Genomic DNA, 19,786 nt, shown 5'->3' on the forward strand with positions numbered 1-19,786 from the left:
TTGTTTTAGTGTTTGAAAATTCATTTTAACTAATTTTATAAAAAATTTAATCCAATGAAAAACGTATTTATTATTGCTTGCGGAATATTCCTTTTATGGACAATCCAAAGTCAAAGTCAAAATAACAAAACTATACCCACAATGCAAAAACAGACTATTTATCAGTTTCAAGTTGAAGATTTATCAGGAAAAAAATTCGATTTTGCTTCTTTGAAAGGAAAAAAAATAATGATTGTAAACACCGCTTCAAAATGTGGATTAACGCCACAATACAAAGAATTGGAAGCAATTTACAAACAATATAACGATAAAAATTTTGTTATTGTTGGCTTTCCAGCCAATAATTTTGCCTCACAAGAACCAGGAACCAATAAAGAAATTGCAGCTTTTTGTCAATTGAATTATGGAGTAACTTTTCCAATGATGGACAAGGTTTCAGTAAAAGGAAATGATATGTGTGCAGTTTATCAATTCCTTACGCAAAAATCCAAAAACGGATTACAAGACAGTGAAGTTGAGTGGAATTTCCAAAAATATCTTTTAAACGAACAAGGGGAATTGGTAAAAGTAATTTCTCCAAGAACATTACCTAATGATCCTGAAATACTGAATTGGATTAAAGGATAATATTCTATAAACAATAATTTGAAATGAGATTTTCGAGAAACTGGAAATCTCATTTTTCGTTTTTAAAAATAGCAGCAACAGCCGCCTCATAATTTCGGATACTCTGCGCTTTTTTTATTTGTTTCAACACTTTGTGAGGATTTAAAAATGTAGCCGAAAAGTATTCCCATAAATGGTACATTTTTAATAAAATATGGGTTTGTCCAGACAAGGATTCACTATAAATTGCATATAAAGTATCATGAAATTCACGGAACAGATCCATTTTGTTTTCAGGATATTCAAATGAATTACTTCGTATCATACTCGGCAAAAAAGGATCTGAAATCAATCCTCGCCCAATCATCCAGTGGTCAATACTTGGAAAACGTTGCTGCATTTCGTGAAATTTTGCCACCGAAGTAATGTCGCCATTGTAATATAATTTGTGGATCGTGTTGTCGATGCAGAGTTGAAACGCATCCAGATTAACGCCTCCTTTATACAATTGTTTACCAATGCGGGCGTGAATGGCAATATTCTTAATGGGATATTTATCTAAAATGGGCAAAACATCCAAAATTTCTTCGCTATTTTCATAACCCAGACGCATTTTCATAGATACGATAATGTCAGATTCAGAATGGGCTCTCTCCAAAATGTGATTTATTTTCTCTGGATTACTGATTAACCCCGAGCCCATTCCTGATTTGGTAACCATTGGATAAGGACAGCCTAAATTCCAATTTAATTCTTTATATCCCAATTCTTGAACATATTTTGCCACAAATAAAAATTCCTCGGCATCGTTTGTAATCACTTGCGGAATTACTTCTAAACCCATATTATTTTCAGGAAGCAGGTCACGTTCATACGAGGGTTTAATTTCCAGTTTTCCGTTCAAGCGAATATAAGGAGAATAATAGGTATCGATTCCACCAAAAAGCTTGTTTTGGGCATTTCGAAAACGAAAATCTGTAAATCCTTGTAAAGGCGATGAGAGTAGGGTAAAGTCCATGGTATTTGTAAAGGTGCGAATATAGGTTACTTTTAGAAGTTAAGGTTTACTTAAAAAGATTATGTTTTTTAGCAACATTTAATTTTACTCCAAAATCAATTGCATAAAAACCGAATCCAGCCAACGGTCAAATTTATAACCCGACTCCTTGATGATTCCCACAGTTTTAAAACCAAACTTCTCATGAAATTCCACACTGCTTTGATTTTCCGAATCGATAACGGCAATCATAGTATGAAGTTTTTGCTTTCGGGCTAAAAAAATTAATTCTTGAAGCAATAATTTTCCAATGCCTTTGCCATAAAAATTTTCGTTTACGTAAACGGAATGTTCTACCGTAAATTTATACGCTTCCCGAAATCGAAACTCGCTGTACATACCAAAACCTAACACTTGGCCATCCAATTCAGCAACAATTACGGGAAATTTTTTACTTATTTTTTCCTTTAATATAGCGAGTTGCTGTTCATAGCTTCTAATATTGTAATCATACAAAGCTGTCGAATATAAAATGTTATGATTGATGATGTCCAAAATAGCTTGGGTATCTTCAGTTTGGTAAGGTCTAATTTGGATTTCCATTCTTTAAAATATTTCTCTTCAAAAGTAAGAAAAAGTTGTTCAAATTGAATGAATCCGATTAGCAAGTTTGTAACTTTGCTTATATTGAAGTTTTCAACAATTTCGAAACTTCTAGACCTTAAAACTTTAAACTAAAATCTAATGATTTATCCCAAAATACCTTTAGCGCAAAGCATCATCCAAATTTGCCTTGACAAGGGAATAAAAAACATCGTAATTTCTCCCGGTTCCCGTAATGCCCCGTTGACCATAGGTTTTGTAAACAATCCTGAATTCAATTGTTACAGTATTGCTGATGAGCGTTGTGCGGGTTTTTTTGCACTGGGAATTGCCCAACAAACCCAGAAACCCGTTGCTGTGGTTTGCACATCGGGATCGGCATTATTGAATTATTATCCGGCTTTTGCAGAAGCGTTTTATAGTCAGATTCCGCTAATTGTAATCTCTGCTGACAGACCCCAAAGTAAAATTGATATTGGCGACGGACAAACTATTCGTCAGGAAAATGTATTTAAAAATCATTCGCTTTATAATGCCAATTTAATCGAAGAAGTTTCTGTTGAAAATGATTTGAAAATAAATCACGCCATCAATAAGGCTTTCGCCAAAAAAGGCCCGGTTCACATCAATGCGCCTTTTGAGGAACCTTTGTATCAAACGGTTTCCAAATTAGATGTCGATGTTACCATCTCAGCTTTTCCCAGAGAAAAAAAGAAAATATCTATAGATGATATTATTGAATATACCAATATTTGGAATGCTTCAAAAAAGAAATTGATATTGGTTGGAGAAAACAGACCTAATGAAATCGATGCTAAAATCATAGATTTATTGGCTAATGATGATTCGATTGTCGTAATGACCGAAACTACTTCGAATCTTCATCATCCATTATTTTTGAATAACATCGACACGATTATTACCCCTTTTTCGAAGAAAGATTTCAAGAATTTTCAGCCGGATATTCTGATTACTTTTGGAGGAATGGTGGTTTCTAAAAGAATTAAAGCCTTTTTGCGAGAATACAAACCAAAGCATCATTGGCACATTGACCAATTGAGAGGTTATGATACTTTTGGTGGTTTGACGAAACATTTTAAGGTGAAACCTAATCTTTTTTTCAATCAATTTTTGCATTTTACCATTCCTATTCGAAGCAATTATCGCTCTACTTTTGAGAAAATTGTAACTTTAAGAAAATCAAGGCATCGCGAATATTTTGACAAAATTCCATTTTCGGATTTCAAGGTTTTTGGAGAAGTTCTTCCTTCCTTGCCTGAGGATTGTATGTTGCATTTAGGAAACAGTTCGGCGATTAGATATACTCAATTATTCGATATAAACCCTTCGATTCAGGTGTTTTGCAACAGAGGAACCAGCGGAATCGATGGCAGTACATCAACAGCAATTGGTGCGGCTGTTGCCAATAAAAAACAGACGGTTTTAATCACTGGCGATATTGGTTTTCTGTATGACAGTAATGCTTTGTGGAACGAATATACTCCAAAGAATTTCAAGATTATTCTAATCAATAATGGAGGAGGCGGAATCTTTAGAATTTTGCCTGGTCACGAAGAAACACCGGTTTTTAATAAATTTTTCGAAACTTCGCATTGCTTAACTGCTGAACCATTGGCAAAAATGTATGGTTTTGAATATAAAATTGCCAGTGACGAAGCGAGTTTAACTAAAAACTTGAAGGCTTTTTATGCACATAACGATAAACCGGGTATTTTGGAAATTTTTACACCAACCAGAGAAAACAACAAAATTTTGTTGCAGTATTTCCAGCAGTTATCGTAACCTTTTTTTAAAATTTTTAATTAATAGTTATTTAACAAATGTTCCAATTTCATTGTTATTTTTGTTAACTAAATTTGTTGTAAAATTAATCGATTATGAATGTTGAAATATTGGCTCGGATTCAGTTTGCTTTCACGATTGCCTTCCATTATATTTATCCGCCTTTAAGCATCGGGATTGGGTTGATAATGGTCATTTTTGAAGGACTTTACATCAAAACAGGAAACAAGGATTACGAAATTCTGACCCGGTTTTGGATTAAGATATTTGCATTGACTTTTGGAATTGGTGTTGCCACCGGAATTATAATGGAATTTGAATTTGGAACTAATTGGGCGGTATATTCCCGTTATGTTGGAGATATTTTCGGAAGCGCATTGGCAGCCGAGGGATTGTTTGCTTTTGGTTTAGAAAGCACTTTTCTGGGAATACTCCTTTTTGGATGGAATCGAGTAAAACCTTGGGTGCATTTTGTATCTACTTTGGGCGTATTTCTGGGTTCAATGTTTTCTGCAGTTTGGATTGTGGTGGCTAATTCTTGGCAACAAACCCCCGCAGGCTATCATATTGTCGGTACTGGATTAAACGCTCGTGCCGAAGTAACCGATTTTTGGGCTATGGTCTTTAATCCTTCGAGCATCGATCGAATTATTCACACTTGGCAAGGGGCTATTTTGGCGGGAACTTTCTTGGTGTTGAGTGTGCACGCTTATTACATCAGAAAAGGACGTTACGTCGAAATATCTAAGAAAGCATTCAAAATTACTTTGGTCGTAGCTACCATTTTTTCACTCACTCAATTGCTTTCGGGACATAGTTCCGCCGATGGAGTTGCAGTAAATCAGCCGGCAAAACTGGCCACTATGGAAGGACATTTTAAGAAAGATTCGCCAGCCGATTTATATCTCTTGGGCTGGGTGGATAAAAAAAAACAAACCGTTACCGGAATAGGTGTTACAGGTGGACTATCGTTCTTAGTGCATCAAGATTTTCAAGCGCCTATAAAAGGGTTGAATGACTTTCCAGTCGAGGACAGGCCTAGTCAAATTAATGCCGTTTTTCAGTTTTATCATATTATGGTTGCTATCGGAATGGCATTAATTGGGTTGACGCTTTACGCCAGTTTTCTTTGGTGGCGCGGAAAATTATTTGAAACCAAATGGCTCATGTGGATTTTTTCCTTCTCGGTGATTTTACCTCAAATCGCGAATCAGGTCGGCTGGTTTACTGCCGAAATGGGAAGACAACCTTGGGTAGTTTATGGACTATTACGAACTAGTAAAGCATTTTCTCAAGAAGTTAGTTCCAATCAAATCGTGTTTTCACTGGTTTTGTTTACTGTAGTTTATTCGCTCTTGTTGGTGTTGTTTTTGTACTCAGTGAATAAAAAAATAAAACACGGTCTGTTTGATGAATTAGAAAAGGCATCAAATGTAAATTTTTTATAATCTAGGCTTATGGAAACTTTTTTAGGAATAGATTATCCAACCTTGTGGTATTTAGTAATCGGATTATTATTTTCGGGTTATGCAATTTTAGAAGGCTTTGATTTTGGAGCTGGAGCCTGGCATTTGTTTTTCAGAAAAGACTTGAGCCGTAGAATTGCCATCAATGCCATTGGCCCGGTTTGGGATGCTAATCAGGTTTGGTTGGTCATTGGAGGTGGCGCATTATTTGCAGGATTTCCGGTGATGTATGCCACAATGTTGTCAGCGATGTATATTCCGTTTATTTTGTTTTTAATGTTCAATGTGCTCCGTGCCTTGGCAATAAAATTCAGAAGTGCCGAAGAAATGACTTGGTGGCGATCCAGTTGGGATATTATTTATAGTGTTTCGTGTATTATGATTTCCTTTTTGTTGGGTGTCGTTTTGGGAAACATATTGCAAGGTTTTGCCTTGGGGCCTAATTTTACGTATCATGGAGGAATCTTTTTTTCATTCCTTAATCCTTACGCCATTATGGTTGGGTTTACTACACTTTCCATTTTCATGACTCAAGGAGCCATTTTTCTGCTGTTAAAAACAGAAGGTAGACTCCATGCTCGATTGACTTTTTTACTAAAAAATGGAATGATATTTTTTATAATCAGTTTCGGAATTACAACACTTTATACCTTGGTTTTTATTCCCGAAGTAACAGCCAATTTCAGGGAAAATCCGGTCTATTTCGTGGTTCCGGTATTGTCTTTTTTGGCTGTGGCCAATGTGCCTCGGTTGGTTTCCAAAAAGCAATATATGATGGCTTTAGTGTTCTCGTCTTTGACAATGTCTTTTTTGCTGATTCTCGTAGCTTTACAATTGTACCCAACACTTTTAATTTCCACTATCGATCCCAAATATAGCGTAACGATTTATAATGCGGCATCTTCACAAAAATCATTGGGGATTATGCTGAACATTGTAATAATTGGAGCACCGCTATTGGCAACCTATTTTTTCTTTTTGTACAGAACCTTTAACGGAAAAGTAACATTGGACGATACTAGTTATTAGGTTTTTTTGGGATGGAATAATGTTGGGGTTTTTTTGGTTCTAATATGCTTGAAACAAACCAATAGATTTTTATAACGTGTTTGGTCTAATCCTGTTTTTTCAGTACGCCATATGTCCCTGATGCGAGTTAATAATTTTTCAAAATGATTGCCTTTGCTGATGTTTTATGAAAGAGTGAAGTAATTCGTGATAATTTGTGTAATTCATAGTTAATTTTTTTTAATAATCAATGCCATAACTAGGGCAATAAACTTCCTCATAATCTTCGTACCTTTGCACTTTAGAAAACATAAGAAATAATGATTCAAATAGGAAAATACAATACACTTACCATATTACGTGATACTAAAGTCGGATTGTTTTTAGGAAATCCAACTGAAGACCCCGAAGGAATTCATGATATCCTGTTACCCAATAAATACGTTCCCAACGAATGGGAAATAGGGGAGGAAATCATCGTTTTTGTCTATTTAGACCACGAAGAACGCCCGGTTGCCACAACACTGGAACCTTATATTTTATTGAATGAATTTGCACTTTTGCGTGTGAATTATATCAATCAAATAGGGGCTTTTATGGACTGGGGAATGGAAAAAGATATTTTGGTTCCGTTCAAAGAACAAGCACGCCCAATGGAAAAAGGGAAACGCTATTTGGTTTACCTTTATATGGACGAAAAAACGAATCGTTTGGTGGCTTCCAGCAAAACAAATCAGTTTTTAAAGAATGATAATTTAACGGTCGAAAAAGGCGAAGAAGTTGACCTAATCGTTTCCCACATCACCGAATTGGGAATCAACGTTATCATCAACGAGCAACACAAAGGCTTGTTGTATAAAGATGAGGTTTATGATGATGCCATTCGAACCGGCGACCGATTGAGAGGTTACATCAAAACCATTCGTCCCGACAATAAAATTGATGTTGCTCTTCAAATACAAGGTTATCAAAGCATAGAACCCAATGCAGACAAAATATTGGACGAATTACGAGCCAGTCGTGGTTTCTTGCGTTTGACGGATAATTCCCATCCGGAAGACATTAAAACAGTATTGAAAATGAGCAAGAAAACCTTCAAGAAAGCCATTGGTGCTTTGTATAAAGAAAAGCTAATTGAGATTAAAGAAGACGGAATATATTTAGTAAAATAAATTTAGAAAAAATGATTGATTGGAAAACCGCAAAAGAATACGAAGACATAACCTATAAAAAATGCGATGGCGTTGCCAGAATAGCATTCAACAGGCCTGAGGTTCGGAATGCTTTTCGTCCCAAAACTACATCAGAATTGTATCAGGCTTTTTATGATGCTCAGGAAGACACTTCTATAGGAGTAGTTTTGCTTTCAGCCGAAGGACCTTCGTCTAAAGATGGAATTTATTCCTTCTGTTCTGGCGGAGATCAAAATGCGCGTGGTCACCAAGGTTATGTGGGAGATGATGGTCAGCATCGTTTGAATATTCTCGAAGTACAACGTCTTATTCGTTTTATGCCAAAGGTTGTCATAGCTGTAGTTCCAGGATGGGCTGTAGGTGGAGGACACAGTTTACATGTAGTTTGTGATTTGACTTTAGCGAGTAAAGAACATGCTATTTTTAAGCAAACTGATGCTGATGTGACCAGTTTTGACGGTGGGTATGGTTCGGCTTATTTGGCCAAAATGGTAGGGCAGAAAAAAGCACGCGAAATTTTCTTTCTGGGAAGAAATTATTCCGCTCAAGACGCCCTGGATATGGGAATGGTCAATGCTGTGATTCCTCATGCTGAGTTAGAAGATACTGCTTTTGAATGGGCTCAGGAAATATTACAAAAATCGCCAACTTCTATCAAAATGTTGAAATTCGCAATGAATTTAACTGATGACGGAATGGTGGGACAACAAGTTTTTGCAGGTGAAGCCACTCGATTAGCTTATATGACTGAAGAAGCAAAAGAAGGCAGAAATGCTTTCCTCGAAAAAAGGAAGCCAAATTTTGAAAAAAAATGGTTACCTTAACAAAGGTTAAACGCTTAATTGGTTAACTGTTTAACCGATTAATGAATTAACCAAATAATCAATTAAACAAAAATAATGAAACATTGGATTCAAGCCGCAAGATTAAGAACCTTGCCATTATCAGTTTCCGGAATAATAGTGGGAAGCATGTATGCTTTGGCGTATCCAACGGATAGCGTTTTAACTCCAACAGAAGTTTTCAACTGGAGAATATTTAGCTTTGCTATTCTGACCACACTTGGTTTACAAATCCTGTCTAATTTTGCCAATGATTTTGGAGACGGAATAAAAGGAACCGATAATGCCGACAGAGTAGGGCCAAAACGTGCTATTCAAAGCGGTGTAATTTCTCCTGAAGCTATGAAACGCGCCATAATTATTACTTCTGTACTAACGTTATTTTCTGCCATATTATTGATTTATTTTGCATTTAAGGAAACAAATTGGGGCTATTCCTTATTTTATTTAGTGTTGGGTATTTTAGCAATTGTATCAGCGATTCGATATACTGTGGGTAACACTGCTTATGGATATCGTGGTTATGGCGACTTATTTGTGTTTGTATTTTTTGGTTTGGTGAGTACTTTGGGAGTGAATTTTTTATATTCCAAACAGTTGAATTTCGATCTTTTTTTACCGGCAACCGCTATCGGATTATTGAGTGTTGGGGTTTTGAATCTAAATAATATGCGGGATGAAGCCTCGGACAGAAAGTCGAATAAGAATACTGTTGTTGTGAAAATTGGCGCTGCAAAAGCAAAAAAATACCACTATTTTCTCATCGTTTCTGCAATGGTTTTAGTTTTGGTTTTTGCAATTATTAATAATTTTCATTGGGATCAATACCTGTTTTTATTGGCTTATATGCCTTTAGCCAAACATTTAATTAGAGTTTATAAAAACAAGGAAACAAAGGCTTTAGATCCTGAATTAAAAAAATTAGCACTCAGTACTTTTGCACTTTCAATTTTATTGGCGTTGTGTATGATTTTTTTTCTTTCGGATTTGTTTGTCAATAATTATTAAATGAATCTTTAAATTTATTTAAAATGAAAATAACATTTTACGGTCATGCCTCATTGGGAATTGAAGTTGGCGGAAAACATATTTTGGTTGACCCATATATTTCAGCAAATCCAAATGCATCGCATATTAATATCAATGAATTAAAAGCCGATTATATTCTTTTGACACACGCTCACAGCGATCATATTCTCGATGTCGAATATATTGCCGGGAAAACGAATGCAGTTGTCGTTTCTAATTACGAAGTGGCGTCCCATTTTGGAGAAAAAGGATTTAAATACCATCCAATGAATCATGGGGGTAGCTGGAAATTTGACTTCGGAAAGGTGAAATATGTAAATGCAGTTCACTCCAGTTCTTTTCCAGATGGCAGTTATGGTGGCAATCCTGGTGGTTTTGTCATCGAAAGCGAGCATAAAAATATCTATATTACTGGCGATACGGCACTTACGATGGACATGAAGCTCATTCCGATGCGAACCAAACTTGATTTGGCGATTCTCCCAATAGGAAACAATTTTACGATGGACATTGATGATGCCATAATTGCTTCAGATTTTGTGGAATGCGATAAAATACTGGGCGTTCACTATGATACTTTTGGCTATATTAAAATCAATCACGAAGAATCCATTCGTAAATTTTTCGATAAAGGAAAAGATTTAATGCTATTGGAAATTGGCGAAAGCATTGAATTGTAGTTTTTTAGGAGCTACTTCCGGCTATCCGTTTCAATCCACGCCAGATTGCTTCGTACCTCGCAATGACAGCGTGGGATTTCCACTTTTATCCGGGCTAGGGCAATCAATATATAAAAATATGAATAGTAGAAAATTATTTTTGGTGCTATTAATTGGCATTTCGTTCGAATCTGTTTTCGCACAACAAGACGGTTATTGGGACAAAGAAAGAGCTACCACAAAAGAAATCATCGTTTCGGCAAGAGACAGAATCGTAATAAAGACCGAAGATTTGCCAACAGGAACTACCGAAGTGGTTTATAGAATCACGCTTCTTGATGAAAATCAACAGATGGCCAATAGCTTGGTTTCAGTATTAAAATCCATTCCTGACCCAACAGGAATCAGTCAGGGTTCGGCTGGAGCCGTTTTTCTTCTGTCTAAAATTTCAGGAGATGACAAATGCAAATATGCCATTTTTAATAATGATGCTTTGGCTTCTGAATATAAAAAAAGCGGAGAAACTGCAAAAGCTTGTTATATTCAAAACGTTCCTGTCAACAAAGACGCCAAGGGATTATCGATCGATAGGTCTTTATGCATCCTTCCTAATTCTAACGCAATGTGGTTTGGTTTCGAAAGCAAGAATTGGATAATGAAACAAAAAATTATTCTGGAAGTGGTGCCTTGGGTGAATAAAAGACTTAGCAGGGGATGGACTTTAGAAAACCGAAAATTGATTATTAATCAATGTAAAGCTTCTGAAACAGCAAAATCACTACGCGACTCAGATGACTTTTGTGTTTGCGTACTCGATAAAGTGCAAAAAGAATACAAGTTTCAGGAATTTCAGAAACTGCTTTCCATCGAAAAATCAAAAGCTTACAAAGACTTTGAAAATGCTTGTTTAAAAGAAACGGGCGCTTCTAACACGATTTATTTGGATTTGCGTAACCAATCAAGGGACTTGGTTATACAAGGGCAATATGGCAGTGCAATTGATAAAACACTAGTCATTGTAGTCAATGGTCAGGCAAATGCCGCTGATTATAATACTCTTGGCTATGCTTATATTATGACCAAACAATACGGAAAAGCCATTAAATTTCTGAAAGAAGGCGAGATACTTGATAGTTCTGAATTGCTGATACAAATGAATCTGGCGCATGCCTATTTGTTTAATAAAGATTTCAAATCAGCTAAATCTATTTATAAAAAATACCAATTCCAGAATGTGAACAATAGTTTGAGCTGGACTCAAAAAGTAAAACTGGACTTTGAAACCTTCAAAAAAGTAGGATTACCAAGTGGTGATTTTGACCGGGTTTTGAGATTGTTTGAAAATTAAATAAACCAGAAAGCCTAAATTCTATTTTGAAAGCAACCTACCACAAATACATTCTCAACTTTAAACGACCATCAGGAACTTCTCGTGGTGTTATGACTGAGAAAGAAACCTGGTTTATTATTCTTGAAAAGGACGGTAAAAAAGGAATAGGGGAGTGCGGAATTCTTCGTGGTTTGAGTATTGACGACAGACCAGATTATGAAGAAAAATTACAATGGACTTGCGCTAATATTCATCTTGACGAAAACCAACTTTGGGAAGCGTTAATTGAGTTTCCTTCGATTCAATTTGGAGTTGAAATGGCGTTCCGGTCATTGGCAAGTGATAACCCTTTTTTGTTGTTTCCATCGCAGTTTACCAATGGTGAAAAAAGCATCCCGATAAACGGTTTGGTTTGGATGGGCGAGGAGTCGTTTATGAAGCAACAAATCGAGGAAAAATTGGCGGACGGTTTCCGTTGTGTCAAACTCAAAATTGGAGCTATAGATTTCGATAAGGAACTGCAATTATTGAGCTATATTCGGCAACATTTTACACCGGAACAAGTTGAAATAAGGGTGGATGCCAATGGTGCTTTTGATAAAACTTTGGCTTTAGATAAAATTACTCAACTATCTGGTTTTAAATTACATAGTATTGAACAACCAATACAAAAAAATAATACTGACAGTATGTCAGAGCTATGTAAAATTACTCCAATTCCCATTGCCTTGGACGAAGAGCTGATTGGCGTGTTTTTATTGGAAGAAAAAGAAGCTTTATTGCAAAAAATCAAGCCGCAATACATCATTTTAAAACCTAGTTTTATAGGTGGTTTTCGAGGGTCAAAAGAGTGGATTTTATTAGCCGAAAAATATCATATAGGTTGGTGGATTACATCAGCCTTGGAGTCAAATATTGGTTTAAATGCGATTGCACAATGGACATTTTTGCAAGATAATTTGATGCCACAAGGTCTTGGGACTGGAGCATTATACACTAATAATTTTGATTGTCCTTTGGCAGTTTCTGAAGGTCAATTATGGTACAAAAAAGAAAATGATTGGAAGTTTACTTTTCAAGATTTTTTATAATTTTAAAGTTTAAATATTGTTTTTTTGTGCAATGTAAATCCATCATCAATCTATGAAACACAATATGGTACTTCGTCAGGATCAGAATAACCCAAAAACAATGAAGTACAAAAAACCTCCTTATTTAAAAAAAGGTGATACGATTATGATTGTTGCTCCGGCTGGATTTGTATCTGATGCTACTGAGATTGCTCCGGGTATTGCCTTAGCCAAAAGTTGGGGACTGGAAGTAATCGTGGGAGAAAATGTATTTAAAAAACACAATCATTTTGCAGGAACGGATGAAGAACGTCAAAGCGATTTGCAATTGGCTCTCAATAATACAATTATAAAGGCTATTTGGTGTTCCAGAGGCGGTTATGGAACCATTCGTATCATTGACCAAATTGATTTTACTGCTTTCGAAAAGAATCCAAAATGGGTTGTCGGTTTTTCTGATATTACTACTTTGCACACAACTATTCACAATCTTGGTTTTGCCAGCATTCACGCTACAATGCCTGGAGGAATTAAAAATGCTTCGGATGAAACGCAACAAACGCTTTATAAAGCATTATTTGGCTATAGTTATGGATTCGAAATTCCGACAAATCCTTTAAATAAAAAGGGAAGCACTTCAGGAATCTTAATTGGCGGGAATTTATCAATAATCAATTCGATGATTGGAAGTAATTCTGAAGTCAATACTTATGGTAAAATCCTGTTTATTGAAGATGTTGGCGAGGATTTGTATCGTGTGGATCGAATGATGCACACTTTAAAAAGAACTGGTGCACTAAAAAATCTTAATGGACTAATTGTAGGTGATTTTAATTATGACGTGAAAAAAGACACTTTATTTGGAGGAACACATCGTGAAATTATTCTAAATACGGTAAAAGAATATCATTTTCCTGTACTATTTGATTTTCCAGCGGGACACGTCAGAGATAATCGAACTCTAATTTTTGGTAAAGAAATCAATATAGAAGTGAATGACACTGAATCAAAAATTAGCTATTAATTTTCGTTCCAAGATTAATTTTTCTTAATTTACTCCGTCTATTTGCTATCGCTCGAGTCTCCGTCTCCTAACAGCATAGACAATGTCTTTAAACCTTCGGTTCTTTCAGCTATTAATTTTGCAATACTAACAAATGGTATAAACAAAATCATTCCGGCTGCTCCCCAAATCATCCCGCCAAGAATTACAACCAAAATAATAATAAGCGTGTTTATTTTTAAACGGCTTCCTACTGCAAAAGGAAAAATAACATAAGCTTCCAGAATCTGAACAATGCTAAAAACCAAGATAACGCCTATTGGATACCAAATGGAATTAAACGTAATCCAAGAAACGGTAATTGGTAAAAGTGACGAAATTATTATTCCTACATAAGGAATAAAAGTTAGGATGGAAGCAATAAATCCAAACAAAAACGAATGTGGAATGCCAATAATGGCCAACCCAACGCTGTTTAGAATTCCAACTATTAAATAGACCAAAAGCATTCCTTTGATAAAGTTATAATAAGCGTGAATAGTTTCTAGAAGGATTTCCCGAATGATTTCTTTCTTCTCTGAAGGGAAAATATGATAAAGCACATTGACCAATAAATGACGATAATAAAGAATGAGTATGGAATAAACTGGGATTATCAGAAGGTAAAAAAAGGATTCCGAAAGAGAATATATAGTTATTTTGAGCAACGAAATAGCTTGTGTTCCGGAGTTGCTGATTACATTATTTATAAAATCCATTTGTTTTTCAGAACTTACATCAAATCGCTCAGCAATAAAACCACTCAGTTGGTTCGCAGTTTCCAATAGTTTTACCCTGAATATTTGCCATTCATTTGAAAACTCCACTATTTGTGTAAAAAGTAAATAAACCACTGCTCCAAAAAAGAGAAATACTCCAAAAATGGATATGAATATGGCGATGCCTTTATTGATTCTTTTTTTCTCCATCCACTTGCATACTGGATAAAGAATAAAACTAATGAGCATTGAAAAACTCAGCGGAATGAATAACGTTTTGCCAAAATAAAGCAAAACCGAAATTAATACCGTATATTGAAGAATTTCAAGTGCCGAAAACTTCTTGTTTGATGTAATTGGTATCATAATAATTCAGAATTTATGACTTTATACTTTTGTAATAGACGTTAATTCTTCTTAATTACTTAACTTTATTTGCCATTGCTTTACCCGTTCGAGCTATGCTCTCAGGTTAGACGAAGCAATGACAAAACAAGTTTATTTTTTGAAATACTTTTGTATTAACTCACCCAATGAGGTAATATTTATAGGTTTCGAAATATAATCAGTACATCCTGCAGCTATTGCATTGTCACGGTCACTCTGCATTCCGTTAGCGGTTTGGGCAATAATTACCAAGTCTTTGTTGAATTCTCTAATAAGATTCGTGGCTTCATAACCACCCATTTCCGGCATATTAATATCCATCATTACAAGATCTATATCAGGGTTGTTGCGACAAGCTTCAATAGCTTCAATGCCAGTGCTTACTTTTATGATTTCTTTGCTATATGGTTTTACGGCTATTGTAATGAGTAATTTTGATATCGCATCGTCTTCGACAATCAATACTTTCAGGTCTTTAATTTTATTTTCCTCTTTTCCTGCTGAACCTGCTTTTTCGATAAAATTCTTTTCTTCGGTTTTATTTTCAGAATGGAATGGAATAGTAAAATAAAAAGTGCTTCCTTTTCCTTCTTTGCTTTCGACCCAAATTTTTCCGCCCAGCATTTCAACATAGGCTTTTGATATAGCCAATCCTAAACCCGATCCTTCATGTGAACGGCTTATGCTATCACTGACTTGCCTGAATCTTTCGAAAATTATTTTTTTCTGGGATTTTGAGATTCCTAAACCGGTATCTTTTATATGAAATTCCAAGTATCCTCCTTTTTTTTCACAACCAAATTCTATTGAACCTTCATTGGTAAATTTGATGGCATTTTTTACAAGATTTGTTAAGACAGCATAGACTTTCTCACGATCAGTATTTATGATAGTATCTTTTGATGCTAATTGTTTTGAAACCAAAAGTTCTATTCCTTTTTGTTTTGCTTCAGGTTTAAAGAAGGTATAAATGTATTCAATCTGTTCGTTTACATTTGTTTCTGACAAGGAAACTTCTATTTGTCCAGATTCTACTTTTGAAATACTGATGATGTCATTAATGATATTAAGCATCCGTTTTCCACTTTTTTCTATAATATTAATGTATTCCTGCTGTTCTTCACCTGATAGTTTTGGTTCTTTCAAAAGTTCGGTAAAACCCAGAATACCATTCATAGGTGTGCGGATTTCGTGACTCATATTAGCAAGAAAAGCTAATTTTAAACGATCACTTTCTTCGGCACGTTCTTTTGATTTAACCAATTCTTTTTCTGCTTTTTTTCGATCTGTAATGTCTTCTTTGATGGCGATAAAATGTGTCGTTTTGCCCTCGTCATTTAAAATGGGCGAAATCGTGGCCGATTCCCAGAAAAGTGTTCCATCTTTTCTCTTGTTATGAAATTCGCCATGCCATTCTTTTCCTTCAGTTATTGTTTCCCACATTTGCTTATATTCCTCGGACGAGATATACTCTGATTTTAAAACCAGTGGATTTTGACTCATTACTTCCTCAACGGTATATCCTGTTGTTTCGATAAATTTTGGATTCGCATATTCGATTTCGCCATTTATATTTGTAATGACAATTGTAACGGGACTTTGCTCTACAGCTTGCGATAGTTGACGAATTTTTTCTTCGGTACGTTTGCGATCCTCATCAATTTGAATTTTTTCAAGGGCAAATGAAATGTTTAGAATAATTTTTTCGAGTAATGAAATTTCTTCCTCCGAAGAAAAAAAGTTGACTTCTTCAGAATATAAGTTAAAAGCCCCAATAATTTTGTTGCGAACGATTATAGGAATCGATATTGATGAAGAATACCCTCGTTCCATAGCCTCTTTGCGCCATGGTTTCATTATGGGGTCATTTGCAATATCGTTACAAATCACAGTTTTAACTTCACGCATGACGATTCCTGTTGGGCCTCTTCCTTCAAGTATGTCAGCTACTGTTGTAATATTACTTTTTGTGAAATAACCATTTTCAAATCCGGCAAATGCTTCTGTAATAACTCTTTGATTATCATCTATCAATCCTATCCAACTCATGCGGAATTTGCCAAATGCAACTGAGATATTGCATATTTCCTGAAACAATTCTTTCTGGTTGTGTGTTCTAATAATCAAATTATTGATTTGACTAATCAGAGCATACATTCGATTAATTTTAGTTAACTCAAGAGCCGATTGCTTACGCTCAGTAATATCGTGAACAATAACCTGAACTGCAGTTTCATGATTATAAATGGTTGGGATTGCTTTTATCTCCACGTCAAAAGGAGTGCCATCTAAACGGATAAATTTTTCTTCTACAGTAGCAGATGCATTATTATCACGAACTACTTCTTTCATTCTTTGAATAACATCAGCAAGACTATCAGGATGGATAAATTGTAAAACGGGTTTGCCAATTATTTCCTCTTCGTTTTTTGCTCCCAGCATCCTGAGACCTTCATCATTCATAAAAGCAATTCTATCATCTTTATAGATTACAATTGCATCTGGAGAATTTTCTACCAGGCCACGGTATTTTTCTTCACTTTCGCGTAACGATTCTTCAACTTGTTTCTGCTTGGTAATATCGAACATGACACCTTGCAAAAGTATTGGCTTTTCATCTTCAGTAATTACCTTTACAAGATCTCTAAGCCAGACTATTTTCCCATTATTAGCAATGAAACGGTAGGTAAAATCGTGAGATTCCATTAGTTTTGTGCGAGAAATACAATATTTAATAGTTTGCTCTCTATCGTCGGGATGTATGTGATTTTTCCAAAACCCATTACTATACCATTCCTGAATTGGAAATCCTAGTAATCGTTCTGCTTGTTTGCTAACGAAAGTGAAATTGAAAGTCAGGGCATCGGCTTCCCATATAATACCATCACTTGAATCTAATAAATTTCGGATTTTTTCTTCGCTTTTGCGCAAAGAATTTTCAATAATTTTTTTTTCAGTGACATCAGAAATAAAGCCATGCCAAAGCACTGATCCATCATCTTGCTTTTGTGGTTTTGCATTACCGGAAAGAAAACGAACAATACCATCATTAAATTTAACCCGATATTCATGTTTCCAAGGTGTCAAGGATTTTGCTGATTCCTGAATCGAAGTGGTTACAGCGGTAAGGTCATCCGGATGAATTTTTTCTAATACTATGGAGGCATCTTTACGCACTTCTTCTGGGCTAACACCGTAAATTTCTCTGATTCCTTCGCTGGCATAAGGAAAACAAGAGCTGCCGTCAGGACGCAAAAGGTATTGGTAAACGACTCCTGGTACACGGCTTGCAATATTATGAATAAGATTTAGTGCATCTTCCTTAGTTTTTTCTGCTTTTTTACGATCTGTAATATCGTAAAAAGAACCCACCAGTGACTTGTTTCCTGATTCATCTATAAAGCGAGTTTTACTTATAATGACTGTGTGTACAATACCTTTCACGATGAGTTTTTCTTCACGAATGTCTTGAATACCGGTATCAAGAACATTTCTATCAATCTTTAGAAAATGTATTTTCTCATTTTTTGGAAAGTTTTGGGCTAAGGTTTTACCGATTACACTTTTTTCATTTAGGCCAAAGAAATTGCAAAAAGCACTATTTGCATAGGTTACTTTATAGTTATTATCCTTGAGGAATATGGGGCTTCCAACCATTTCAAGAATAGCCCGAATGCGTTCTTTTTCAGATCTCAATTTATGTTCTGTTATCTTGCGAACTGTAATATCACGGGCGAGAACAATAAAATGTTTATTTATATTGCTGCGTTCTTTTATTGGTGATACTGAAAGTTCAAACCAGTGTTTGCCTTGCGGTAAATCGAGAGCATATTGTTTTCCTGAAGACCAACCTATAGCATCAGCTTCCTGAATTGCCTCCATACACGTTTTTACTACGTCGGGGGGAAGAATTTCTTGAATTAATTTGCCCATAAAAATAGCTGGAGGAACAGCAAGCAAATCTTCACGGTGCGCTTGATAATGATGAATTCTGCCATCAAACCCAACTTCAAAAAGAATGTCTGGGATTGCTTCAAGAATGGTTGCCAGATTTTCTTGTGCTTTTCTACTGTTTTCTTCGGTTTGTTTGCGCTCCGTAATGTCTCTGGCAATATTCATTACCGCAGGTTCATTAAGGTAGTTAATTATTATACTTTCAATATCAACATTTCTCAGATTTCCCTTTTTGTTTTTGATAATAGTTTCAAAATCTATCTTTCCTTTAGAGATTAAAGCGTCTACTTTTGACTTTCTTTTTTTATCGGATATTGTTTCAATGTCTAAGACACTCATTGCTAAAAGTTCTTTTTTTGTATAGCCAAAAAGGGTTGTTGTAGCTGGATTTACTTCAATAAAATTGCCAGGTTTACCATCTTCATCTATTCTAAATATAGTGATGCTATCCCTGTTCGTTTCAAAAAGAGTGCGGTATTTTTCCTCACTGATTTTTGTTTCTTTTTCCGCTTTTTTCCGTTGACTAATATCAACCATCGTCAAAAGGCATTGTTCGCGATCTTCACTAACAATTCCTGAAAGATAAACATAAGTAGGAAATTCCGACACTTTGGTCAATTTTAGTTCACAGGTTTGTCTTGTGTTACTATCAAATAGTTCTTCAAGAAATAAATTAAATTTTGGTCTGGTTTGATCAGTGACAAAAAGTGCAAAACGATTATTTAACAATAGCGAACGTTCTTTTCCCAAAAGATCGGCTCCTCTAAAATTAAGCTCCATAATTTCGCCTTCTTTCGAAAGTGTGAAATAGCCGGAAGGTGCAAAATCATATAAATTAGTATATTTTTCAGCATCATTTTCAGCTTTCTTTTTAGCTAAAAGCAGTTCCTCGTTTTGCATTTCGAGTTCTATCTGGTGTACATCAAGCTCATGCACGAGTTTTAGAATTTCTATATCAGAATAGTGTATATCATTATTTATTGATTTTTTCTTAAGAATTTCTTCGGCTTTTTGACGAAGAAAAGTTGCTTTTAATGGGTTTGTTTTATCTTTCATAAATATATTCTATTTTTGAAAT

General features: G+C 35.3%; 15 protein-coding genes. 11 read left to right on the top strand and 4 right to left on the bottom strand.

Going from position 1 to position 19,786, the window contains the following annotated elements:
• Positions 1–54 precede the first annotated feature (54 nt).
• On the top strand, positions 55–627 hold the full coding sequence (locus IR213_RS03605; RefSeq protein WP_194310945.1) for a glutathione peroxidase: 573 nt from the start codon (positions 55–57) through the stop codon (positions 625–627).
• A gap of 49 nt (positions 628–676) precedes the next feature.
• Here IR213_RS03605 and IR213_RS03610 read toward each other — a convergent pair whose 3' ends face one another.
• Both IR213_RS03610 and IR213_RS03615 read right to left on the bottom strand, forming a co-directional pair.
• On the bottom strand, positions 677–1,624 hold the full coding sequence (locus IR213_RS03610; protein ID WP_194310946.1) for a tRNA dihydrouridine synthase: 948 nt from the start codon (positions 1,622–1,624) through the stop codon (positions 677–679).
• 84 nt (positions 1,625–1,708) lie between these two features.
• Complete coding sequence (locus IR213_RS03615; RefSeq protein ID WP_194310947.1) at positions 1,709–2,206, bottom strand: GNAT family N-acetyltransferase; 498 nt, start codon at positions 2,204–2,206, stop codon at positions 1,709–1,711.
• Between the two features lie 141 nt (positions 2,207–2,347).
• Between IR213_RS03615 and menD the strand changes: the two genes are divergently transcribed.
• The 10 genes from menD (at position 2,348) to IR213_RS03665 (ending at position 13,630) form a co-directional block, all read left to right on the top strand.
• Positions 2,348–4,009: a 2-succinyl-5-enolpyruvyl-6-hydroxy-3-cyclohexene-1-carboxylic-acid synthase gene (gene menD / locus IR213_RS03620; RefSeq protein ID WP_194310948.1), complete on the top strand. Its 1,662-nt coding sequence runs from the start codon at positions 2,348–2,350 to the stop codon at positions 4,007–4,009.
• Positions 4,010–4,104: 95 nt separating this feature from the next.
• On the top strand, positions 4,105–5,457 hold the full coding sequence (locus IR213_RS03625; RefSeq protein WP_194310949.1) for a cytochrome ubiquinol oxidase subunit I: 1,353 nt from the start codon (positions 4,105–4,107) through the stop codon (positions 5,455–5,457).
• A gap of 9 nt (positions 5,458–5,466) precedes the next feature.
• The gene (gene cydB, locus IR213_RS03630; protein ID WP_194310950.1) at positions 5,467–6,504 is read left to right on the top strand and encodes a cytochrome d ubiquinol oxidase subunit II; all 1,038 of its coding nucleotides are present in this window, start codon (positions 5,467–5,469) and stop codon (positions 6,502–6,504) included.
• 299 nt (positions 6,505–6,803) lie between these two features.
• Positions 6,804–7,655 (top strand): CvfB family protein, encoded by an 852-nt coding sequence (locus IR213_RS03635; protein WP_194310951.1) that lies wholly within the window; start codon positions 6,804–6,806, stop codon positions 7,653–7,655.
• Positions 7,656–7,669: 14 nt separating this feature from the next.
• On the top strand, positions 7,670–8,500 hold the full coding sequence (locus tag IR213_RS03640; protein WP_194311026.1) for a 1,4-dihydroxy-2-naphthoyl-CoA synthase: 831 nt from the start codon (positions 7,670–7,672) through the stop codon (positions 8,498–8,500).
• A gap of 75 nt (positions 8,501–8,575) precedes the next feature.
• Positions 8,576–9,526, top strand: coding sequence for a 1,4-dihydroxy-2-naphthoate octaprenyltransferase (gene menA, locus IR213_RS03645; protein WP_194310952.1), 951 nt, complete (start codon positions 8,576–8,578; stop codon positions 9,524–9,526).
• Between the two features lie 23 nt (positions 9,527–9,549).
• Positions 9,550–10,227: a metal-dependent hydrolase gene (locus IR213_RS03650; protein WP_194310953.1), complete on the top strand. Its 678-nt coding sequence runs from the start codon at positions 9,550–9,552 to the stop codon at positions 10,225–10,227.
• Between the two features lie 118 nt (positions 10,228–10,345).
• Entirely contained in the window at positions 10,346–11,554 is a 1,209-nt protein-coding gene (locus IR213_RS03655; protein WP_194310954.1) for a tetratricopeptide repeat protein, read from the top strand.
• Positions 11,555–11,580: 26 nt separating this feature from the next.
• Positions 11,581–12,627, top strand: coding sequence for an o-succinylbenzoate synthase (locus tag IR213_RS03660; protein ID WP_194310955.1), 1,047 nt, complete (start codon positions 11,581–11,583; stop codon positions 12,625–12,627).
• Between the two features lie 100 nt (positions 12,628–12,727).
• Positions 12,728–13,630, top strand: a complete 903-nt coding sequence (locus tag IR213_RS03665; RefSeq protein ID WP_194310956.1) for a S66 peptidase family protein — start codon at positions 12,728–12,730, stop codon at positions 13,628–13,630.
• A gap of 38 nt (positions 13,631–13,668) precedes the next feature.
• Here the strand turns inward: IR213_RS03665 and IR213_RS03670 are convergent, their stop codons facing one another.
• Entirely contained in the window at positions 13,669–14,733 is a 1,065-nt protein-coding gene (locus tag IR213_RS03670) for an AI-2E family transporter (RefSeq protein ID WP_194310957.1), read from the bottom strand.
• Positions 14,734–14,865: 132 nt separating this feature from the next.
• The gene (locus tag IR213_RS03675; protein WP_194310958.1) at positions 14,866–19,764 is read right to left on the bottom strand and encodes a PAS domain S-box protein; all 4,899 of its coding nucleotides are present in this window, start codon (positions 19,762–19,764) and stop codon (positions 14,866–14,868) included.
• Positions 19,765–19,786 lie beyond the last annotated feature (22 nt).

This window comes from Flavobacterium soyangense (genome assembly GCF_015277675.1).
Classification (GTDB): domain Bacteria; phylum Bacteroidota; class Bacteroidia; order Flavobacteriales; family Flavobacteriaceae; genus Flavobacterium; species Flavobacterium soyangense.